We start from the raw sequence: 22016 nt of genomic DNA on the forward strand, positions 1-22016 counted from the left end.
CTGCCCTCAGCATAGCTGCCTTCTACTTATTAACCAATAACTGAATGCAATGTTTTTAACAGTTCCTTTGCCGTGTAAGGCTTTGCTAAAAAGGCAGGGCGTTTACTACTGTTGAGTTGTGGTATCTGTTCACTGGTTGCCAAACCACTAACAGCAACAATCGGTAGTAGTGGATTCATTTTTTGCAATGTTTTGATAGTGGTTGTTCCATCCATGTTTGGCATCATCATATCTATAATTGCTCCACTAATTTTGTCTTTATATTGAGCGTAGAGCGCTACTGCCTCAATTCCATCACTAGCAACAAGAGCTTTATAGTTATGCTCTTGCAAAGAAGTTGCTGTAATTTCTCTCACCGCAGATTCATCATCCACAACCAAAATATATTGTCCGTTTCCGGTTGGTACTTCCAAGTCTTCTGGTAGTTTGATTGTATCTGTTTGAATTGCTGGCAAATACACTTTAAATTTTGTACCTTTACCAGGGCGACTAGACACAGTCACAAAACCACCATGTCCTTTGATGATACCCATTACTGTTGATAGTCCTAGCCCCGTACCTTTACCAAGCTCTTTTGTGGTAAAGAATGGCTCAAAAATTCTATCCAATAATTCGCTGGGTATGCCGACTCCTGTATCCGCAACACTCAAAACTATATAATGGCCAACCTTGGCATCTAAATGGACTCTGGTATAATTTTCATCAATGAAAATATTTTGAGCAGAAATTTTCAAAGTCCCGCCACCAGGCATGGCATCACGAGCATTGAGACACAAATTAATCAATACCTGATGCAATTGGGTAGTGTCACCGCAAACATTCCACAACTGTGGTTTTATTTCTGTTTCGAGGTTAATTGATTTGGGAAATGTTTGTTCGACAATTTGCTGTATTTCTAAAATCAGGTGTTTCACTTGCAATACGGTGCGATCGCCTTCGATGCCGCGTGCAAAAGCCAGTACTTGCTTCACCAAGTTTGCACCACGTTTGACATTGGTTTCTACTATCGATAGAATTTGGCGATCGCGTTGTTCGCCACAGTTGGCTTGTAAAAGTTGTACTGACATCAAAATTGGTGACAGCACATTGTTGAGATCGTGAGCGATACCACTGGCAAGAGTACCAATACTCTCCATGCGCTGATTGCGTAAAAATTGCTTTTCTAGTAGTTTCTTTTGCGTAATATCTGTATCAACAACCAGAATTGATTTCGGTTGTAAGTTTTCATCACATACTAATGTCCAGCAACTTTCAACAATGATTTCTTTGCCAAATTTTGTAGTTTTAAGCAACTCACCCTGCCAAGAGCCTTTTTCTAAAACAGTTTGATGAATTTCTTGTAGTATTGGTGAAGATTCGTTATATAGAAGTTCATTGGCATACTTGCCTATTGCTTCTTGCGCACGCCAGCCGTAAAGGTTCTCAGCACTTTTGTTCCACAATAAAATTTTGTTGCATAAATCTCTGACAATAATTGCATCTGTGGTGATATCTAACAATGCGGCTTGCTCACGCACTTGCTGTTCAGCTTGTTTGCGGGCGGTAATATCTTCAAAGATATATAAACGGCCAAAATATTGATCGCTAGCATCTCGAACTTGAGTGGAGAAACGCCGGATCACACGCCCGTTGGTAAACAAAATCTCATCTTCTACAACCGAACGATTCTCTTCGCTTTGCAAAGGTTTGCATGACTCAGCAAAGGCAGGAATATCCAACACCAACTCCAGGCAATCGGGAATAATATCTTGGTTTTTCAATTTGCCGGATACCATCTGCTCTTTTAGATGTTGAATGCCCCAAATTTCGCAGAAGCGATCGTTGAAATATAAAATGTTATCTGTACGGTTGTCTACAACATAAAATGCTAATGGTGAAACGCTAGTCATAGAACGCAATAGCGCTTCTTGCCAGCGTAAATTATCCTCGGCTTGCTTGCGTTCGGTAATGTCTTCTACTACATAGGCAAATTGCTTAACACAGTTGCTATACGCACCGATAGATGAAACTGTTGTTCTCAGCCATTTCTTTCCTTGGGGAGTATCGTGAGGATATTCAAAGCTGACAGGCAATTTAGTGCGTTCTGCTTCACGATAGTATTGAATCCACTCATACACCTGCTGTTGTGGCATCCCAATCTCGCTTTCTAGGCGATTTCGCATTGCTTCTGGTGTTTGTCCAAAAAATTTTGCACTCGTAGCATTATCAGAAATATGCAGGATGTCATTTTCTTGGAGTTCTACAACTCCCATCATCATCGGTGTACTGTCAAAAAAACTGCGCAGAGTACATTCGCTTTGCTGAAGTGCTGCTTGTGCCTGTTGGTAGTCTGTTTTGATCTCAATCAGTTCACTGAGATTGCGCCGCAGTTCTAATTGTCTAATTACCAAACGGCTAATAGCCTTCAGTGCTTCTATTTGTTCTGGGGTAATTTTCCGTGGCATGCGATCTGCTATACACACAGTGCCGATCGCTATTCCTTCTGGTGCTAATAAAGGTACGCCGGCATAAAATCTCACATAAGGTTCAGACTTAACCACAGCAGAAGTTGCAAAACGCTCATCAGCTAAAGTATCAGGAATAATCAAAACATTGCCTTGCTCTAGGCAAAGAGGACAAAAGCCAATATCTATAGGCAGTTGCGCTACATCCAACCCAACTTTGGCTTTAAACCACTGACGGTTGACATCAATGAGGTTAATCAAAGCGATCGGTGTTTGGCAAATCTGAGCAGCTAAAAATGCTAAATCATCAAATGCTTGTTCTGGTAAAGTGTCTAGAATTTGATATTGACGAAGAACCTTTATCCTCTTCACTTCATGATGATTTTGTACTAAAGTTTTCATAGGCTATTCCCGTTACTGCTGAATTACGGCTGTTGTGCTTGTAACTCGCGGTTATCTAAATTCTGGGAGTCAGGTAATTAATGGGGAAAAAAAAGGATAACAGTTATTAATTTTCTTACGACTGCCATATACATAGACTCTTTTGTTAACTAAGTCGGAAATTTTACTTCTTAATTAACTAAGCGTTGACTGCACTTTTTAGCTCACCACAGTTCAGTTAAGCTCAAAAAATCAATTTCATTTAGTCAAAGATGTTAGGTTGGTAAAGTTAGAATATTTCGTACTTTGCTTTCATGAATAACCTACTTGGCAATTTAAGCAACAAAGACTACTAGTATGCTCCTTTACTCGGTGTTTACTGAACTTTTTAACTGAGTCAATTTGTTTAAATAATTATTTCAACAGATAATTAGATAACTTTGTCACTTACCTATAGTAATATGCCTGAAGGAAGATGACAAAGTAACTGTTAAACTCAAGTACATTTACGCAAAAAAACTTATATGGCGTAATTATTAGTAACTTGTTTTTAAACTCGAAATTATCAGAATATAAACAAAAGCTTTGCTGAAGCTAGTTTAGTACAGACACTTTATTGTATAAATCAACTCAATACTATTATAAACTATTGCTCAAACTGAGCATTTTCTTCATTTTGATTGCTTATGATAAATATATTTACTTCTATTGTTAAACCCAGAAATGAAGATAGCTTTGCAATTTGCTTTGCTCCGTTGTCTATTGAAGAAGTCTATAAATTAGCCGACGATCCAGCAAATGGTGCAGTAGTGCTCATGAGTGGAATGGTTCGCAATCAAACTGATGGTAGATCTGTTGTTGCCCTAGAGTATCAAGCTTACGAACCGATGGCGCTGCGCGTATTTTATCAAATTGCTGAGGAAATTCGGCAAACATGGACAGATGTAACTCGCGTGGTAATTCACCATCGGATTGGACATTTGCAAATTGGCGAAATCAGTGTTTTGGTAGCGGTAGGCTGTCCCCATCGTTCCGAAGCTTTTGCAGCTTGTCGCTATGCAATTGATACCCTCAAGCACAATGCACCCATTTGGAAAAAAGAACATTGGCAAGATGGTTCTAGTACCTGGATAAGTATTGGGGCTTGTGAGCTATCTAATCAGGAATGCTAGAGGGAAAAGAGCGATGTGTATGCGCGCCTGGAGGCAGCAGCCCACAAATCCTCGTTACCAGGTCGAGAATACACTGTTCCCTGTCACCTGTTCCCTGTTCCCTATGGCGAAGGTGAAGAATAATTCGCTTTGTCCGATCGCTTGTTAATTTTCTTAGCATTAAGAGTTAAATAAAGAATGAATTTATATTTGCCTTAGTCTTTACATCTCGTATATCTCACAAAGACAGCGAAGTTTTTGCTTGATGCGATCACGCACTGAATCAGGTGACACAACTACGCAATCTGGCGTATACTGCATAACTTCACGGATAAACCAAAAGGTACTCGAAACACCTCTTACTACTCGCCGCACACGTTGTTTTTCTGGTATCCATTCATTTATTTTGTCTTCTGGTTTAGCTTGGTAAGCAAAAGCTAAGTTACCTAATAGGTGCATTTCTACATCCATTTCATCTAATTGCGATCGCCACCTACCAGAAATAGGCATCACAGCCGCATCCTGTATGCGATCTAAACGCAAACTCCAATTATGATGGAGTTCTTCCACGTCAAAATTTCCTTCTGTCTCTTCACACCAGCAATCAAGATATTGACGCTTTTCGTGCGGTGATACTTTGGCATAGCGAACCGTAAAATTCCATATACGCCCCGTCGCATCTTGATAAGAAAGCTGAAAAGGTTGCTCTCGTTTGATATAACGATCAATATCCAAACGCCAAGAAGGGGGTGAGTTCTCCAAAAAACGTTCTATTTCACTTCGCAGTGGTAATGATAATTCGCTGCGTTCCAGAAGCAAGTTTGCAATAACCTGAGCTTGTTCAATTTGTCCGATATCCGTCAAAGCAGAGATACATTGATGTAATGGTCTTATCCTTGCCTCTGACCAATTATTATTATGACCGAGTATAAGCTGACGACGAGCGATCGCTTCTACAAGCTTGGAGATATTCGGGCGATCACCCCACATCATACCAAATTCAAGAGCGATCGCTTCTAGTTCGGCTTTGTCACGTTCCGATATCGAGAGTGTAATTGACTGGCCTTTTCGACTCATTTTTATACGGACACTTTTATATTGATATATCTTGTCAACCCCTATTTTGCGTGCCAATATAGTTTTTAACAACTAATTACGGACACTATTTAAGTGTATGTCCGAAAGTTACAAAATTACTCTCAAACCCGTTTATTCTCAAACCGTCCCCACACCTGACGGAGTAAAATTACCTAAAAATTGGTCGCTTTCTTGGCATCAAGCAGCAACATTAGAGGTGTTACGTGATCCAAATATTGATGTAGTGTTCAACACTGCCATGGCTGGTGATGGTAAAAGTTTGGCTGCTTATTTAGAAGTTCTTCAAGGTGAGTTTTCTGCTATTGGACTTTATCCAACTAATGAACTTGCTCGCGATCAAGAAACGCAGATTAAAGGTTATGTTGAAGAATTCCAGCCTAGAGATAAACCGCGTGTAGTGCGACTAAGTGGGGCTGATTTAGAAATTTATGCAGAAAATGAAGGCTTGAAAAAAAGTGCAGCGATCGCAACTCTCACAAGTCAACGAGAAGCATTATTAACCAACCCTGATATTTTCCATTACTTACATCGCGGTGCTTATATTATTCACGGTGATAGTCCAGATAAATTATGGGGAAGAATTGATAAAGACTTTGACTTATTTATATTTGATGAATTTCATATTTTTGCGGCTCCCCAGATAGCTAGTGTTATTAATACAATGCTATTAATTCGCTGTACAAATCGCCGCAAGAAATTCTTGTTTCTTTCTGCTACACCTGATAAAAATTTAATTTCTAAGTTAGAAACAGCAGGGTTTCGTTGTCGAGAAATCAATCCACAAGAACAAAATAAATATCAATTTCCTGATACTCCACAGCAAGAACAGCAGCTGCGCTCGCAGGGATGGCGGCAAGTAGCGCGAGCAATTTCACTAAATTTTATTCCCTTAGAACCTACTTTTAAAGCTTCTGAAATTTGGTTAAAAGAAAATAGTAATTTGATTTTGAACCAATTTCAGCAATATCCAGGGAGTAAAGGCGCGATTATTCTCAATTCCATTGCCGCAGTCAAGCGACTCACGCCATTTTTTCAAGAAATTTTACAGCCTTATGGCTTAAGAGTCGGAGAAAATACAGGCTTATCTGGTAAAGCTGAAAAAGAGCAAAGCCTTGCTGCTGACTTAGTTATTGGAACTAGTACAATTGATGTTGGTGTTGACTTTAAAATTAATTTTTTGATTTTTGAATCATCGGATGCAGGTAACTTTATCCAACGCTTAGGAAGGTTAGGCAGACATGATGGATATGAAAAAAATGGTCAACAAATCAAATTTGAAAACTTCACAGCTTATGCTCTTGTTCCTAACTTTTTAGTAGAGCGTTTATTTCAGGTAGAGTCTCCACCTTTAACTGTTAATTGTATTTGTGATCGCATGTTTTTCCAAAGCACCATTAAAGAGCAATATCGCCAAATTAATGATTTTCATGGTTATTATCGCCGTTGGGGTGCAGTGCAGTCGTTTTGGTTGTATTATCAATTGAGCGATCGCACAATTAAACAACAGTATGCCCAAAGTCGAGAGCAGTTTCAAGCAGCTTGTGAAGAAGTATTTGAGACTAGTTTGAAATTTATAGCCGGACGTATTCAAGGATGGGCAAAAGACTGGCAAGCGCTTTCAGGTAAATCAGGAAATCCCATTGCTGAGGATGCTGCTAGTTTTCGGGGTTCTAGTCCTCTGCAATGTGGTTTGTACGATTTAATGGAAGTAAACGAAGCAGACAGGTTTAAAATCTACGATTTACCGGGAATTTTGAGCAATGTAGAAATTGAAATGTGGACAGAAGCAGCGTTTATTCGGACACTGAAAGAAACCGCACAACGCATCGGACAACCCATTGCCAAAGGAAGATTTGCTCACTGTCTGGCATTTATGAAGTTGCGTTCTTACCGCGAGGAACGGCTGAACTGGAAATTTACCTACTCTGGGGATTTACAGGCTATTGGCGATGCGTGGAAAGTTCAGGTTTTAAAGGGTATAGAAATTTGGCAACCAGAAAACTACTGGATTGGGGAAATTAACAAACGCCTGAAAAAAGAAGGTTTGGTTTGTTATGTGATTCGTCGTCCAGTTGCCCAAGTGCGGATGCGGTTACGTTTGCCAATGCACTTTCAGATTTATCCCATTAGCGATCGCTACAGCTTTCATGATGCTACTGCACCGTATGCGATCGCTTTTGGTCACTCTGCGCTGCTGCTAGATACGCTTGCTTATACATTTAAAAGCAAAGGAGATGAGATATGGGTTGCGTGAGGTTTCAATCCCTCATAGGGATTATGACTACTCGATTAGAGTCTGAGGGCGTAAGCCTGCAAGTTCAGCATCGGAAATTTCAATCCCTGATAGGGAGTCTTAATAGCCCTCTATTTCTAATTATATAGGAGTGTGTCTTCAAGAATAAACACGTCTTCTGATGCTGTACTTAATAAACTGTGCTAAAGTCTACTTGGTGGCATTAACCTTCAAGTACAAAGACGGAAATTCGCTGTGTCCGATGCTTGCATCCGTCCGGCGTAGCACCTTTTTTGAACGTTAAAGGGCATAAACCACCATTCGGACAAATCCAATAATGGAGATGACAAAAATGAATGGTGAACAATTAGTTCTCTTTGATGTGGAACTTTACACAATTGAGCAGGTTGTTCCAGTCAATAGTAAAGAGTTTCAGGTTGAAGAAGTTCAACAGTGTGTTGAGTATAAGCAACTTGAACTCGACCTCTTCCCACAACAGCCTCATCAAATTCCTCAAGAGTTATTGAGATTGGCTGCATAAGTTAACTAAGGGGGCTAAGAATTCATCATTTCAAAAGCCCCCTCTTTAAACTTAAACATCTCAGAGGTTAACTATGAACGAGCAACAACTTTTGGAAAGAATCACAGTCAACCCCAAAATCTTTGGCGGTAAACCTATTATTCGAGGTCGTCGCCTAGCGGTTGAACATATTTTAGGAATGCTGGCAGCAGGAGATACTATCGAAACCTTGCTAGAAGCTTATCCCTGGTTAGAAAAGGAAGATATACAAGCTTGTTTAGTTTATGCACGGAGGCTAGTTGGTCATGAACGAGTTGAACCTTTATTAATAGAGTAAGCAATGTGAAAATACTGCTAGATACTTGTGTGTGGTTTGGGGTGCGTACCAATTTACTCGCTGCTGGCTATGACGTAGTTTGGAGTGGAGATTGGTCAGAAGATCCAAGCGATGAGGAGATTTTAGCAACTGCTTATCGTGAAGGTCGAATTTTAGTAACGCTTGATAAGGACTTTGGAGAGTTGGCGATTGTACGGGGAAATCCTCACTGTGGAATTTTGCGTTTGGTTAATCTCACTACCAGAGAGCAATCTATTGTTTGTCTGCGAGTACTTCAGCTTTACGGTAATGAATTAGCATCAGGTGCAATTATAACTGCGGAATTAGGCAGAGTGAGGATTAGACCACCAGAAACTGATGGCTAAAATTCAACAAATGAAAAACTCACACCATTGGTGCGAGAAATTGACTGGCTTGATAATTTAGTTTCTCTAGATTTTTTATCAATACGTACAAAACTGCAACCATTGGTTGCAGAAATTGGCTGTACTCAGTTATACAGGTTTAAAAAACTGCCACCATTGGTGGCAGAAATTGCTGAGACTCATAACTTGGTCATTCTTGGGAGTTAGAAAATGACTAATGATGATGATAATTGGTTATCAGGTGATTTTGGTTTTGATAGTGATAGCGATCGCACTATTGAAACTCAAGGACAATTACTCACACTTAGGCTATTGCGTGAAGCTATTCAGGCACAAAATCCAGGCGATCGAGTCATGGCGGATTTTGCCGAGTATGTTTTACCCAATCTCTTGCGGATAGCAATTGGTGTGACTGCTAAAGGTGGTAAATTCTTTGATGAAATTGACCAAAAACGAGAAGCGGAAGGTAAAACTAAAGTTAGGCGAGATAACGCTGCCGATCAATCGCTAAATACACACTTACTTAATGGTTTATTTCCTGCAAATTTAATTGAAAAGCGGTTAGAAAATCTTGATACAACTATCCGGCGGGTAGTACGAGAACGAGAACGACGCTTAGTAATTGCTGGTTTCATTTTACATGACTTTGAAAAATTTCCTGATGTCCCAGAAAATTGCCGCAAGTTACCGTTAGCAGAACATCGCCAAATTATTGATCAAAAAATCAGACAGTTAGGACTTGATAGCTTTATAAATCCAGATAATCCAGAAGATTACAAAGAGTATTTAGATGACTTATTGTGCATGGCTTACAATGCACAGCGCCGCTGGGATACTAACTGGAATTTTTCTGAATTTGGGTTAAATCCCGTTCTCAAAGACCGTACAATTCGTAGTTTATCAGATTTAACTTGTTTGGCTGATTCTCTCGCCTCAATTATTAAACATCCGCAAGATGCAGAAAATTCCAGACTGCAAGAAATTATTCATAATCTTAGTGATGGGCAATTAAAATTTACTTATCACAGTATTGCTGAAAATAGGGGTGTTTTAACCAATGTTGTGAATAATGCTGTAATTCAAGCTTATACTAGCCTCAATAGCGATGAGAATACATACTATGAACCTTTACTATATCTGCCAACAGGCGTGATTTACTTAGCTGCGCGTAATGCTCCTCCTATCTCAGCAAAAGATTTACCAGACCTTGTAGTTAACAATATTAAATCCCTTTGTGCAGGACAATTAAAACTGAGGCAAACAGGTTTTGGTAGAGATGGTAAAGGCATGAAATATGCCGAATATTACAACTTATTTTTTGATTCTCCAAGCTTAATGCAAGTGGCTTTAGATGCAACGTTACGCATTTTAAGTTCTAATAAAGCATCTGTTGCCAAAAGTCGCAGTGAAAATTTAGTCAAGTTTCAAAAACAAGGAGTTTTACCTGCTGAATTTGATTTTAATTTTGCTGATGATATCCGTATTGATCAAATAGCAGAATTTGGTGATTTAGTAAGTCGCAAGATTTGGGATGAAACCGTTAATGGTATTGAAGCAATTCGCAAAAAAGATAAAAAATTACCAGAAATACCTGCTCTTGATTTAACTCATAAGGTAGCTAAATTCTGGAATTTAGCAAAATATCTCCCTCAGATTCGCCACATTCAGTGCATTAATGAAAGTCTGAAAGAAAACAAGTTAAAAGGTAATACTGGTGGAGTACCTTATGAATGGTACTATCTCGCAGCTAAGTATCTCGAAGAACATCCAGGTATTGAAGATGTACGAGAAACTTGCAAGCAAGTTATTGACTACTTGACAGATTTAATCTCTCCAATACTGGGACAGTATAAATTACCTGATGGTTGGGACGATTTAAGACAATGGGTATCAAGAGTTGTCATGTTACCAACTACAAATCAACAACCATCATCTCAAAATCAAACTGAGAATTTTCTTAATGAGTTAAATAACTACAATGCTGCTAAAAAACCAGGAAGAGGGAGACAATTAATTTGTTCAATTTCTCACTCTGCTTACACAGTGACTGAGCAGATGGAATCAGCAGTTTTGTTTACACCGCAAGTTTATACCAACAAACAAATGTTGGGTGGTTCTAATGCCAAGCGCAATATTTCTAGCATTGCAGGTGTAGAAATGATGCTGAGGCAAATTTTGATGAATCAAACTCAAGCAGTAGGTAAAAGATTTGAAGATGGTAAATATCGCTATCTCTACTTTTATCCGACTTATTACTTCACACCAGAAACTAATAAGTTTTTGCAGACAGCTTACAGTGGAATTGCTCAAACTCGCTTTGATACTACCGTCCGCAATCATTTCATCACTAAAGACTTACAGGCACATTTAGATAAGGAAAATTATCAAAGTGTGGATACTTTCTTAATAGATGAAAATCTAGATACTGAAAAAGACCGTACATTTAAGCTTTCTTATCCTGAAGATCAGCCTTTAACATTTTACTTCATGGCGCTACCACCAGGGCGAGACAGCACTGATACAGAATCTTGGGTAATGCCTAGCTGGTTAGCGTTTGCTTTTCCGATGATTTTAGATGTTAAAACAGTGGTTTCTGAGTCGCCAATTCCACCTTTTAATGATGGTGCGGAATTTGAAGAAAGCGTTTTTCTTGACAGTGCGCCTCATGCCTTTCGCGCTTTGGTAAGAAGAGACAGGTTTCGTTTAGACTACATCCTTGAAGGTTGGAATGAAAACGGTACTCAATATCCAGCACCCTTAAATGTCTTAACTGCTGCTTACGCCATTCACTTAGATGTGAATGCGCGACAAGGAAAGTCTGGTTACGATGCCAACTGGGGAAGATTTACGGAACTAGCAAAGGACTTTGAAACTAGTCCGCTTTACGTCTTTTCTTATCTCAATCGTTGGGTGCGTAACCAGGGAGTAGAAACAGCCAGAATTGAAAAAATTCGGCTTTATACCTATCATTTTTATCCTTGTTTTGACCCTTATGCAAAATTTGACCATACCAATGAGGAATTAATTGTGGGAGAAGAATCAAGTCTCAATCATCCGAAGAAATTAACAGAGCTTTATCGCCGCTTTTATAGAGCGAATAAGCGTTATAATCCCAAATCTAATGCAGTTTTGAAACCGATTGATATTGCGGCTGAAACTATACTCAAAGCTGAGTTAAGCGTGTTTAATGGAGAAACATTAGTTGCGGCTGTTGCAGCAGAAGTTTTTAAACTCATGGATCGCGTTCATTCTTCTACTGCTGAAGGGCGCTGGGTAATGAGTAAACGGGAGGAAGAACGACAAGCAGTTCTAGATTTTGCACGGTATTTTGTAGTGGAAGTATTTGAGAAATCATTTGCAGGCGATCGCGCTCGTTTGGCAGGGCGTCAACTCAACTTAATTCGAGATACTTGTGAGTTCCTATATCGCCTGGAAGATGATAAAGAAAACGCAGTCAAAGATGAAAAATCTACTGAACCAGACAATGAAAATGAGTAGATATAAATCCTTTTTCATTTAGAAACGTCAACAATTAGCAAATTATTCTTTGGAGACTTAACTATGTCATTTCTAAAAACCATTGATTCCAAATTATTTCAAGTTGAAATTCCCTACAAGCCGATGGGGAAATATGTCCATTTTTTAACTATTCGCATTACCGAATCTTATCCTTTATTTCAAACAGATGGAGAACTTAATAAAGCACGGGTAAGAGCCGGAGTAAAAGATAAAACTACTATTAGCCGTCTGTCAATGTTCAAGCGTAAGCAGTCTACACCAGAGCGTTTAGTTGGGCGTGAATTACTACGTAACTATGGCTTGATGACTGCTGAAGAATGCCAATATAACGTAAATTTTGCAATGGATAATCCTGATTGTATTATTTACGGATTTGCTATTGGTGACTCTGGTTCTGAAAAATCAAAAGTAGTAGTAGACACGGCATTTTCAATTACAGCTTTTGATGAGTCTCACGAAACTTTTACTCTCAATGCTCCTTTTGAAAATGGTACAATGGCTTCTAAGGGTGAAAATGGTTCAAAACCTGGTGAAGTTACTAGTCGAATTAATCAGCAAGACCACATCATACCTCAAGTTTTCTTCCCTAGTATTGTCACGCTAAAAGACCCTACTGAGGCTAGTTTTCTTTACGTTTTTAATAATATCTTACGAACTCGCCATTACGGAGCACAAACAACTCGTACAGGTCGTGTTAGAAATGAGTTAATTGGTGTTGTATTTGCAGATGGAGAAATTACGAGTAATCTGCGATGGACTCAAGCAATATACGACCAGATGAAGGTTAATAATACTTTAAATCCACCAGATCCTCTGGATGAAGATGATGTAATTACTGCTGCTAAAAGTGCGGTTGAGGTATTGATGGCTGATGAATTTATCGTTCATACTGACTTCATTGGTGATGCTTTTACACCTCTGCTTAATGAAGTTAAGACTCTCACAGGAAGCGAGAAAGGAATTCAAGCAATTTTGCAAAAAGCTGATGCTGAAGCTAAAGCTTATGCCAATAAACATATCAGTAAGAAGAAAACTGCTGCCAAAGCGGGGTAATAGTAATGGCAATTATTTACCGCTGTCAATTAGAACTACACGACAGCCTCTATTACGCAACTCGTGAAATAGGGCGATTGTATGAAACAGAACCAATCATTCACAATTACGCCCTCTGTTATGCACTAGGATTAGTTGATAGTGAAAAATATTCAACAACTGTCCCTGAAGAACATTCCTACCGCTACTTTTGCCCTGAACAAGTGCCAAAATATGAAGAACATTTAACGCGCCTTAATCAACAGGCTATTTACGTTACTCCGGCGCGATCGCTTAATCATTCTGCCATTCTCAACACCTGGAAGTATGCCAATAACAACTATCACGTTGAGATGGAGAAAACCCAAAAGAATATTCCTAGCTTTGGCAGAGCAAAAGAAATTGCGCCAGAAAGTCAATTTGAATTTTTTGTGATTGCTCAAAAGCAACTTAAACTACCAAAATGGATTCGCCTGGGAAAATGGATGAGCAAAGCTGAAGTGACGGTTGAACAATTGCCATCACCTAAAATCCAAGAAGATGTATTTACTTGCCATCATCCCTTAAATCCTTTAGATGTGATGTTCACTAATCGAGTTATAAGTTACGACGTGGTAAATATGCCTCCAGTTAGCCTCATCCAAAATGTAAAAATGCAAGGAAAATACTACCAATTTGATAGTATTAAAGACTTGAGAATTCCAGCGCAAATGGAATATCGTTTTCGCAGTTAATCACTATTAGACGATCGCTCCTCCCATCCAACGTGAAACACTACCAACTACAACCCAACGCCTTCCCCAGCAACTATCTCAACGACTTATGGGGAGAAATCCAGGCTTGTCCTTACTTTACTATCAACAACCTCAACCGCGATTTTGTCGGTACTAAGGGATTTTCTGTGGTGTTTGTGCGATCGCATCTTCCACAAGTAGTACAGCAGTTCCCATACTTCAAGCCTTATCTAGACTTGGCTCTCCAGGCAAATTGTAATGCTTTTTACCTCAATCCTTTACTGCTCAAAGAAGGCTCCCGCGTCGATCCGCATATTGATCGCTCTTTGCGATCATACTGCAAAACCATTGAACCACCTGCTGTAGTTAGTGTTCTCTATGTTCGCGTACCACCGGATATGGAGGGAGGAGAACTAGTACTGCGATCGCCCAAACGTCAACTGGGGCAAATTAAGCCTCAAGTAAATACTTTACTGTACTTTCAGGGTGATTTAACCCATTCTGTCAACGCTGTCAAAACCCCAGGAAATCGTTTGAGCTTGGTTTGTGAACAGTATAGTTTGAGCGAAGCTGAACTCCAAGAAATTCCTGTGTTTACTGTCGAATCAAGAAGCTCTCAGTCTCCAAAAAAGAAACAAAAGTATGCCCCATAGCCTCATCCTCAACCTCACTCCCCAATCTCCCATCTACCCTGAATTTCTCAGTGGCAGACATTTCCACGCCCTTTTTCTCACCCTCGTCAGTTCCGTCGATCCAACTTTGGGAGATTACCTGCACTCTTCAAAAGCCGATAAAGCATTCACCCTTTCGCCTTTGCAAGTATTGAGGGAACAGGGTAGGAAAAAATTTCAGACATTGCAATGGGAACATCAAAAACCTATCCTCGCAGGTACTTCCTGCTGGTGGCGCATCTCCCTACTCGATGACACTTTGTTTAGCAAGCTAACTTCACTGTGGCTAAATCTCAACCCTAAGCACCCTTGGCATTTGGGTTCGGCAAATTTATACATTACTAGCATTCAAGGCACGCCGCAATCAACGCAACCTTGGGCAAATGCTTGTACTTACGCTCAATTATATGAGCAAGCATCAGGGAGCGATCGCACTCTTGACTTTACCTTTGCAACACCAGTAGCCTTTCGTCAAGGTGGATACGATACTGCTCTTCCCAGCAAAGAATCTGTTTTCAACAGTCTTCTTAGCCGTTGGAATAAATATAGTGGGATTGAATTTACCAACATTTCCTTTGAATCAATTTATCCCAGTTTTTTTAACATTAATACAGAAAGTATTAGTAACTATGACAGTAAATTTATAGGTTGCGTGGGTGAAATTAGCTATCGCATTTTAGGTGATGTTGAACCGCTAGTAATTAAGCAAATTAATGCTTTAGCTGACTTTGCTTTGTATGCAGGAGTGGGACGGAAAACAACAATGGGTATGGGGATGCTGAGAAGGGGATAATTTCACCACAAATAGGTAATTTATTAGAGCTTGCACTTCGCCCTTAAAACGCCTGGAACTTAAGTTCCAGACTTATAGTTAAAGTCCGTTAAAACGGACTCAAAAAGTGATTGAGTCAGCTTTAGCTAACTTGAGCTTTTAGCCAAGAAATTTATTTCTTGGCGGGCAAGAACGTAGATAAAGAATATGAGGAACGGTGAATATTTTGCTGGCTGTAACTTGTTTTTTATCTCTCATCACACAAATCAGCAATATGCTTACTTCACTTCGCAATAAAATCTTAGGTACGCAATGAAAAATCAAATAACTTCAGTCTCTTCAGTATCCTTAGCTGACTACATTCCTATTGCAGCATTAAACCAATATACCTATTGCCCGCACCGCTGTTGGCGAATGTTTTGTGCAGGAGAATTTATTCATAACCAATACACGATTGAAGGTACGAGTTTACACGATCGCGTCCACACAGTTGGAGAAGGAAATCGAGAAGAAATTTGGCAAATAAGGGCAATTTGGCTGAAATCTGAACAATACAAACTCATTGGGAAAGCGGATTTAATCGAAGCCGAAAAGGACGAATGGTATCCAGTTGAATATAAACGGGGACGAAAAGGCGAATGGGATAACGATGAACTACAAGTCTGCGCTCAAGCGTTGTGTTTGGAAGAAATGACAGGGCAAAGTGTTAGCAGTGGCTATATCTACTACGCACACTCGCACCAACGCCAGTTAGTCGAAATTACTGATGAACTGCGTCAAAGCGCGATCGCTACCATCGAAGCCGTTCAAACACTGCTATTTACAGGTGCGATGCCAAAACCTGTCAAAACCAAACGCTGTGACGGATGCAGTCTTTACTCATCATGTTTGCCCCAAGCTGGTGAGAAACTAGGGCGCTATCAAGAAGCCAGCTAATTTGAAATTTTGATAACTGATAACTGTTAACTGATAACTGATTTTGTTGCAATTATGGGTACAGTTTACATTACTCAAGAAGATGCTTTTATCGGTAAAATTGATGAACGTCTCAACGTCAAATTTGATAAAAAGACAATTTTAGATGTGCCGTTAATTAAAGTAGATGGTGTTGTAGTTTTAGGACGTGCTACGATTTCACCTGCGACAATTTCTGAACTACTTGAGCGCCACATCCCTCTGACTTTTCTCACAGAAAATGGTCGTTATTTGGGGCGATTAGAACCAGAAGTAACTAAAAATATTTTTGTACGTAAGGCACAATGGCAAGCAGCTGGTGAGTCAGTCCAAGCCATTCACGTAGTTCAAGCATTTGTACGCGGTAAACTGAAAAACTATCGAAACAGCCTTATCCGCCGTCAGCGTGAATGTTCAGATTTAGATTTATCAGAAAATGTCACGCGTATAGAACAAGCAATTGCACCTATTGACACAACTCAAAGTATTAATTCACTTCGTGGTTTAGAAGGTACGGGTAGTGCAGCTTATTTTGGCTGCTTCAACCAACTCATTCGCGCAAAAGAATTTACTTTTAACAGCCGCATCCGTCGCCCACCAACTGATCCAGTTAATTCCTTACTCAGCTTTGGCTATTCCTTATTGCGGCATGACGTTCAAGGTGCTGTTAATATTGTTGGTTTTGATCCATATTTAGGATACTTGCACTGCGATCGCTATGGTAGACCATCATTGGCATTGGATGTGATGGAAGAGTTTCGTCCCCTCGTAGTAGATGCAGTGGTTTTATCTGCATTAAATAAGGGGCTTTTGACATCTACAGATTTTGTCACAGAACCATTAAGCGGTGCCGTTTCCCTCACTCCAGAAGGACGAAAAACATTCTTGCGCTTATACGCACAGAAAAAGCAATCTGAATTCAAGCATCCGGTAATAGGACGTAAATGTACTTACCAAGAAGCGTTTGAACTGCAAGCGCGGTTACTAGCAAAATATTTGATGGGCGAAACCGAGAAATATCCGCCGTTGGTTTTGAAGTAGAAGAAGGCAGCTATGCTGACGGCAGGAGGCAGAAGGGATAAATAGGGACTAGGGAACAGAGAAGGGAAACTGATAACTGATAACTGGTAACTGCACCCGACACCCAATCAAGTTATTTCCACAGTGATGTAGTGAAGTGAAAAATATTAATGAATATTGTTGTGTCCTACGATATTTCTGAAGACAAGCGCCGCACAAAAATCCACAAAGTTCTCAAGTCGTATGGGCAGTGGGTGCAGTATAGCGTCTTTGAGTGCCAGCTTAATGATACTCAATATGCAAAATTGCGATCGCGCCTCAACAAGTTAATTAAACCTGATACTGATAGTATTCGCTTTTACTTTATGTGCGCCTGCTGTTTTGGTAAAGTCGAACGTATCGGTGGTGAACAACCCCGCGATGAAAATATTTTCTTTGCCGAATGCGCGGATGGGTAGGTGTTGGAAAATCAGTTAAGGGAAAAATGGCTGAATGTCTCACTGCACAAGGTTTTAGAGGAATATTTGCTACCAAACCATCCGCGCTCCTTATCTAGACTGGGTTTCAGCCATTTACACCCTACTCAATTCAAAATTCTTATGCTATGATTTCTCCATCCGCGCCTCGGAACCTTGAAAACCTAATATTGATTGACTTTTGGGCTACCGCCGTTGAAATTTCTCTTACTCCCTATTAGGGATTGAAACCCTGACCTACCTACCCCTATCAACCTCAAGGATTTAGTTGAAATTTCTCTTACTCCCTATTAGGGATTGAAACCGCCATAGATGCTTTCAATGCAGGGCTAGGGAATACCGTTGAAATTTCTCTTACTCCCTATTAGGGATTGAAACCTCTTTGTACGGGCCAAGAAATACAGGAATCAGGGGTTGAAATTTCTCTTACTCCCTATTAGGGATTGAAACGATCTATCTCTCTTCTGACCTCATTATCTATCTCATGTTGAAATTTCTCTTACTCCCTATTAGGGATTGAAACCTCCTGCTGAGAGTGAGGATTGGTTGGTGTTGTTCGAGTTGAAATTTCTCTTACTCCCTATTAGGGATTGAAACCAGATGTTAGAACTTTCACTAACTCCTTAAAAAGTAAGTTGAAATTTCTCTTACTCCCTATTAGGGATTGAAACAACCTATTTTCTATTCTAATTCTGTGAATATCTTGTGGTTGAAATTTCTCTTACTCCCTATTAGGGATTGAAACTTAAAGGGGTAGCCATAAATATTCCACTAGTTTAGTTGAAATTTCTCTTACTCCCTATTAGGGATTGAAACGATGGACAAGGCGTCCTATTTAGTCGCATCAAGCAGTTGAAATTTCTCTTACTCCCTATTAGGGATTGAAACGGACAAGGCACCAGTGATTACTGAAGAGTTCCCAGCGGTTGAAATTTCTCTTACTCCCTATTAGGGATTGAAACTACGAGGGATTATTTGAACAAACTGCTGAGGAGAGTTGAAATTTCTCTTACTCCCTATTAGGGATTGAAACTTGCCATGACCGAGTGGATATCCGTAGATTCCTCGTTGAAATTTCTCTTACTCCCTATTAGGGATTGAAACGCGTTCAGTGTCGTTGCCTTTACCCTGGCGATACTGTTGAAATTTCTCTTACTCCCTATTAGGGATTGAAACAACAGATTTTTGACGTGCCAGCATTCAAAATGGGGGTTGAAATTTCTCTTACTCCCTATTAGGGATTGAAACGTCGCCAATTCTATAGACACTTTCCTAGCCCAAGTTGAAATTTCTCTTACTCCCTATTAGGGATTGAAACTAGGCCGATTTCTAGGCAATCCAAAGTCCATGTCCCTATGGTTGAAATTTCTCTTACTCCCTATTAGGGATTGAAACTGTGATTCTTGCCAATATTCCCATGATTTAGGTTGAAATTTCTCTTACTCCCTATTAGGGATTGAAACTCTGCCCAGGTATTATCGCCAACTGGGCAAGTTTTGGGGTTGAAATTTCTCTTACTCCCTATTAGGGATTGAAACACCCCTTGGGGGGGTGCTTGAGTAAAAATTTTAGGTTGAAATTTCTCTTACTCCCTATTAGGGATTGAAACATCGACTCAAAGGCGTAAAATTTGGGAGTTTACACAAGTTGAAATTTCTCTTACTCCCTATTAGGGATTGAAACGTAGCATTATCAAAAACCACATCTAATGGTGGATGTTGAAATTTCTCTTACTCCCTATTAGGGATTGAAACTATAAGAGGTATGTTGCAGCAAAGAAGTATAGACAGTTGAAATTTCTCTTACTCCCTATTAGGGATTGAAACGCCAATTCAATTGAATCTTACATAGCAGCTGAAAGTTGAAATTTCTCTTACTCCCTATTAGGGATTGAAACAAAGTCTAAACCAAGGACTCCAACAAACTCAAATAGTTGAAATTTCTCTTACTCCCTATTAGGGATTGAAACTCCCAAATCTCAATCATTATTATTTCAAACACCTTCGCCTGAAGATACATCCGCTTTGCAGCACCGCGATAGTGTGTGTTCCACATTTGTTGCGCTAGCGATCGCATTGCTGGAGTCAATATGGGGCAAAATGAGGGGTTCCAGTCTTGTTCTTTATAGAGTTGTTTCTGAAGCTCGTTACTATAATGCCCATCCTCTAGAAAAAACGATTCTAGCAGTAGCGGTTCAATATCCACATTTACAATAGTTAAACGATCTCCAGCGCGATGTTTCCCAGAACAGGCAGGCAAATACCGCTACCTGAAAAATAACTATGTGTTCCTCCTATAACACGAGGATGAACATCGTCAAAATAAGTCACGCCTGATAGGAAAATCATGAACTGAATCGGATGATCGTGAGCGGGCATTTTCACGATTAAATCCTAATGAAATTCCCAATCATAATAAACCCAACCACACCCCAAGCGATAGATTCATAATGCGATTGTAGCCCCATCCCAAGATTTTCGGCACTCTCTCAAGCTCCTCAAAACCATCAAGTACGAGATTTTCAACCTGGAGTTTGGGAGCCTGTTGGTACAGTTCGTCAAAGTCAGATATGCTGAGGGTGAGTGTCATTGTGGGGCTAACTAAGTGCAAGTTTTGATCAATAAAATTACCACTAAGTCATGATGCACTTCAACTCAGGCGAGGACACTCTATATCAAATTAGATTAAGCGATTGTAATAATTTTTACTATTTCTGTGGCTAAGTCTGTAGGTTCTACAGGCTTACTCAGGTAAGATTGAAAACCAGATTTGAGAGCAAAGTTGCGATCCTCTTCTGTACACATCGCCGTGATGGCAATAGCTGGAATTGTCCCCAAAGGAGAATTAAGAGTTCTGAGTCTACGAATGAACGAGCAGCCGTCAACTTCTGGCATCGCAATATCAGAAATCAAAAGATTTGGTTCAAATTCTTTTATCAGCTCTAGAGCTTCTATCGCTGATGCTGATGTCATTACTTGAACACCATAGCTTTCAAGAATAAAAGCAAATAAGATACAGTTATCAACATCATCATCCACTACAAGTATCCGCAAACCATCCAAAGACTGAAAATCTTCTCTATCATTCTTGAGATGATTATTATCAAGATCACTTGACATGATCATACTGTCTCCTATTTGCTTACTCAATTAGGGGGAAGTCTGCTAGGTAGCTAGCTGCGAACTAGCTACCTAACGGGCGCTTTAGTTTAATTAATTATTAAATCAAATTTCTCTTGCTTTAGTCTTATTCCCTGCGAAACAGGAAAGTATATCAAAAGACATATTCCAAGTGGAGCGGTGAGATATTTGTTCCAAAATCTTTTTCCCCTAGTTCTCCCCGATCACATCTTAAAATTGCAGACAAATCATAAATATTGACGAATTATCAGGCGAGACTACTACTATGAGCAAAAATATTTTAATCGTAGATGATGAAGAAGATGTACGGGCGATCGCCAAGCTAGGGCTAGAAATGGCTGCGGGTTGGAATGTTGTAACTGCCAGCTCCGGCAGGGAAGCGTTAAACCAAGCAGTTAAATATCAACCTGATGCAATTTTATTGGATATGATGATGCCTGATATGGATGGGCGTACTACGCTGCAACAACTAAAGGCAAATCCAGCAACTGAAACAATCCCCGTCATTTTAGTCACAGCTAAAGTTCAAAATTCGGATCAACAGAACTTCACTGAGTTACAGGTTGCTGCTATTTTTGCTAAACCATTCCGCCCATTGCAACTACCAGAGCAAATTAGTGAGGCACTAGGGTGGGAATAAATATCGATAATCTTGCTATCTTGTTCCTCGGAAATATCCTCATACCAATGGGAATAGTACATAAAGTATCACAGTCAAATTGTCAACACTTCTGCTATCACTCTTGAGAAAGTCAAAACCTATTCCAAGAGAGTGATGAGCAGTTCATCTAAAAATGCAGAAATATTATTAATGACTTGATAATTTTGTAAATAAATTTTCTCTATCAAGGAGAAATCATGATGTTAACTTTAAAAATATACCTAAAATTATAGCGATCGCTTCAGCAGAGGTGATTACTTGATGATGAAGACACGAACATTGAGAGCCAGCGTTTAGAAGCAATCCTAAAATACTAGATGATTGATATTTTCTTAACTGCGATGCTTCTAGTAATTAGAACCAAAGAGTTCATCAACTAATGCATATAGGGACTCATATTTGATTTTTGAAAAAAACATAGGTTGTGTGAGCGCGGAGCGTAACGCACCCTACAAATACTTGATTTTTTCAGTCATCAAACCGGATTTATATAGTAGTTTTGAGGTAT

18 protein-coding genes, 1 pseudogene and 1 CRISPR repeat array are annotated in these 22016 nt (G+C 39.7%); of the genes and pseudogenes, 14 read left to right on the plus strand and 5 right to left on the minus strand.

What is annotated here, in order from left to right; translation table 11 throughout:
* Positions 1–29: 29 nt before the first annotated feature.
* Complete coding sequence (locus QUB80_RS13015; protein WP_289789933.1) at positions 30–2846, minus strand: PAS domain S-box protein; 2817 nt, start codon at positions 2844–2846, stop codon at positions 30–32.
* Between the two features lie 665 nt (positions 2847–3511).
* On the opposite strand from QUB80_RS13015, the gene QUB80_RS13020 reads away from it, so the two are divergent.
* Entirely contained in the window at positions 3512–3997 is a 486-nt protein-coding gene (locus QUB80_RS13020; RefSeq protein WP_289789934.1) for a molybdenum cofactor biosynthesis protein MoaE, read from the plus strand.
* Between the two features lie 201 nt (positions 3998–4198).
* Here QUB80_RS13020 and QUB80_RS13025 read toward each other — a convergent pair whose 3' ends face one another.
* The gene (locus tag QUB80_RS13025) at positions 4199–5053 is read right to left on the minus strand and encodes a WCX domain-containing protein (protein WP_289789935.1); all 855 of its coding nucleotides are present in this window, start codon (positions 5051–5053) and stop codon (positions 4199–4201) included.
* Between the two features lie 97 nt (positions 5054–5150).
* Between QUB80_RS13025 and cas3 the strand changes: the two genes are divergently transcribed.
* From cas3 to cas2, 12 genes are all read left to right on the plus strand, one after another.
* Positions 5151–7328 carry a type I-D CRISPR-associated helicase Cas3' gene (gene cas3 / locus QUB80_RS13030; protein ID WP_289789936.1) on the plus strand — a complete coding sequence of 726 codons (2178 nt, stop codon included), beginning with the start codon at positions 5151–5153 and terminating at the stop codon, positions 7326–7328.
* A 331-nt stretch (positions 7329–7659) separates the two neighbouring features.
* On the plus strand, positions 7660–7848 hold the full coding sequence (locus QUB80_RS13035; protein ID WP_289789937.1) for a hypothetical protein: 189 nt from the start codon (positions 7660–7662) through the stop codon (positions 7846–7848).
* Positions 7849–7921: 73 nt separating this feature from the next.
* Positions 7922–8164, plus strand: a complete 243-nt coding sequence (locus tag QUB80_RS13040) for a DUF433 domain-containing protein (protein ID WP_276748722.1) — start codon at positions 7922–7924, stop codon at positions 8162–8164.
* A 5-nt stretch (positions 8165–8169) separates the two neighbouring features.
* Positions 8170–8529: a DUF5615 family PIN-like protein gene (locus tag QUB80_RS13045; RefSeq protein WP_289789938.1), complete on the plus strand. Its 360-nt coding sequence runs from the start codon at positions 8170–8172 to the stop codon at positions 8527–8529.
* A gap of 210 nt (positions 8530–8739) precedes the next feature.
* Positions 8740–12027, plus strand: a complete 3288-nt coding sequence (gene cas10d / locus QUB80_RS13050) for a type I-D CRISPR-associated protein Cas10d/Csc3 (RefSeq protein WP_289789939.1) — start codon at positions 8740–8742, stop codon at positions 12025–12027.
* A gap of 63 nt (positions 12028–12090) precedes the next feature.
* Positions 12091–13101, plus strand: coding sequence for a type I-D CRISPR-associated protein Cas7/Csc2 (gene cas7d, locus QUB80_RS13055; RefSeq protein ID WP_289789940.1), 1011 nt, complete (start codon positions 12091–12093; stop codon positions 13099–13101).
* Positions 13102–13106: 5 nt separating this feature from the next.
* Entirely contained in the window at positions 13107–13814 is a 708-nt protein-coding gene (gene cas5d / locus QUB80_RS13060; protein WP_289789941.1) for a type I-D CRISPR-associated protein Cas5/Csc1, read from the plus strand.
* 32 nt (positions 13815–13846) lie between these two features.
* Positions 13847–14467, plus strand: coding sequence for a 2OG-Fe(II) oxygenase (locus tag QUB80_RS13065; RefSeq protein ID WP_289789942.1), 621 nt, complete (start codon positions 13847–13849; stop codon positions 14465–14467).
* Entirely contained in the window at positions 14457–15278 is an 822-nt protein-coding gene (gene cas6 / locus QUB80_RS13070; protein ID WP_289789943.1) for a CRISPR-associated endoribonuclease Cas6, read from the plus strand. The genes QUB80_RS13065 and cas6 overlap by 11 nt, the downstream gene beginning before the upstream one ends.
* 291 nt (positions 15279–15569) lie before the next feature.
* On the plus strand, positions 15570–16193 hold the full coding sequence (gene cas4, locus QUB80_RS13075; RefSeq protein ID WP_289789944.1) for a CRISPR-associated protein Cas4: 624 nt from the start codon (positions 15570–15572) through the stop codon (positions 16191–16193).
* Positions 16194–16247: 54 nt separating this feature from the next.
* Positions 16248–17252 (plus strand): type I-D CRISPR-associated endonuclease Cas1d, encoded by a 1005-nt coding sequence (cas1d, locus tag QUB80_RS13080; protein ID WP_289789945.1) that lies wholly within the window; start codon positions 16248–16250, stop codon positions 17250–17252.
* 149 nt (positions 17253–17401) lie between these two features.
* Complete coding sequence (cas2, locus tag QUB80_RS13085; protein ID WP_289789946.1) at positions 17402–17689, plus strand: CRISPR-associated endonuclease Cas2; 288 nt, start codon at positions 17402–17404, stop codon at positions 17687–17689.
* Between the two features lie 212 nt (positions 17690–17901).
* Positions 17902–19676: direct repeats of the CRISPR family, unit length 37 nt; unit sequence GTTGAAATTTCTCTTACTCCCTATTAGGGATTGAAAC.
* A 77-nt stretch (positions 19677–19753) separates the two neighbouring features.
* Here the strand turns inward: cas2 and QUB80_RS35230 are convergent.
* From QUB80_RS35230 to QUB80_RS13095, 3 genes and pseudogenes are all read right to left on the minus strand, one after another.
* Positions 19754–19912, minus strand: a pseudogene (locus QUB80_RS35230) (AraC family transcriptional regulator); the annotation flags it as partial.
* Positions 19913–20116: 204 nt separating this feature from the next.
* Entirely contained in the window at positions 20117–20296 is a 180-nt protein-coding gene (locus QUB80_RS13090) for a hypothetical protein (RefSeq protein ID WP_289789947.1), read from the minus strand.
* 95 nt (positions 20297–20391) lie between these two features.
* On the minus strand, positions 20392–20826 hold the full coding sequence (locus tag QUB80_RS13095; protein WP_289789948.1) for a response regulator: 435 nt from the start codon (positions 20824–20826) through the stop codon (positions 20392–20394).
* Between the two features lie 286 nt (positions 20827–21112).
* On the opposite strand from QUB80_RS13095, the gene QUB80_RS13100 reads away from it, so the two are divergent.
* A complete protein-coding gene (locus tag QUB80_RS13100; protein WP_289789949.1) occupies positions 21113–21487 on the plus strand; it encodes a response regulator in 375 nt (124 codons plus the stop codon).
* The last annotated feature ends 529 nt before the right edge of the window (positions 21488–22016 follow it).

The sequence above is a fragment of the Chlorogloeopsis sp. ULAP01 genome (assembly GCF_030381805.1).
In the GTDB taxonomy this organism is placed as follows: Bacteria; Cyanobacteriota; Cyanobacteriia; order Cyanobacteriales; family Nostocaceae; genus Chlorogloeopsis.

Excerpts from the sequence above, each read along its gene's own strand:
- cas10d (WP_289789939.1), top strand. The coding sequence starts at position 8,740 with ATGACTAATGATGATGATAATTGGTTATCAGGTGATTTTGGTTTTGAT.
- QUB80_RS13015 (WP_289789933.1), bottom strand. The coding sequence starts at position 2,846 with ATGAAAACTTTAGTACAAAATCATCATGAAGTGAAGAGGATAAAGGTT.
- QUB80_RS13040 (WP_276748722.1), top strand. The coding sequence starts at position 7,922 with ATGAACGAGCAACAACTTTTGGAAAGAATCACAGTCAACCCCAAAATC.
- cas6 (WP_289789943.1), top strand. The coding sequence starts at position 14,457 with ATGCCCCATAGCCTCATCCTCAACCTCACTCCCCAATCTCCCATCTAC.
- QUB80_RS13025 (WP_289789935.1), bottom strand. The coding sequence starts at position 5,053 with ATGAGTCGAAAAGGCCAGTCAATTACACTCTCGATATCGGAACGTGAC.
- cas7d (WP_289789940.1), top strand. The coding sequence starts at position 12,091 with ATGTCATTTCTAAAAACCATTGATTCCAAATTATTTCAAGTTGAAATT.
- QUB80_RS13035 (WP_289789937.1), top strand. The coding sequence starts at position 7,660 with ATGAATGGTGAACAATTAGTTCTCTTTGATGTGGAACTTTACACAATT.
- cas1d (WP_289789945.1), top strand. The coding sequence starts at position 16,248 with ATGGGTACAGTTTACATTACTCAAGAAGATGCTTTTATCGGTAAAATT.
- cas5d (WP_289789941.1), top strand. The coding sequence starts at position 13,107 with ATGGCAATTATTTACCGCTGTCAATTAGAACTACACGACAGCCTCTAT.
- QUB80_RS13020 (WP_289789934.1), top strand. The coding sequence starts at position 3,512 with ATGATAAATATATTTACTTCTATTGTTAAACCCAGAAATGAAGATAGC.
- cas3 (WP_289789936.1), top strand. The coding sequence starts at position 5,151 with ATGTCCGAAAGTTACAAAATTACTCTCAAACCCGTTTATTCTCAAACC.
- cas2 (WP_289789946.1), top strand. The coding sequence starts at position 17,402 with ATGAATATTGTTGTGTCCTACGATATTTCTGAAGACAAGCGCCGCACA.
- QUB80_RS13095 (WP_289789948.1), bottom strand. The coding sequence starts at position 20,826 with ATGTCAAGTGATCTTGATAATAATCATCTCAAGAATGATAGAGAAGAT.
- cas4 (WP_289789944.1), top strand. The coding sequence starts at position 15,570 with ATGAAAAATCAAATAACTTCAGTCTCTTCAGTATCCTTAGCTGACTAC.
- QUB80_RS13100 (WP_289789949.1), top strand. The coding sequence starts at position 21,113 with ATGAGCAAAAATATTTTAATCGTAGATGATGAAGAAGATGTACGGGCG.
- QUB80_RS13090 (WP_289789947.1), bottom strand. The coding sequence starts at position 20,296 with ATGACACTCACCCTCAGCATATCTGACTTTGACGAACTGTACCAACAG.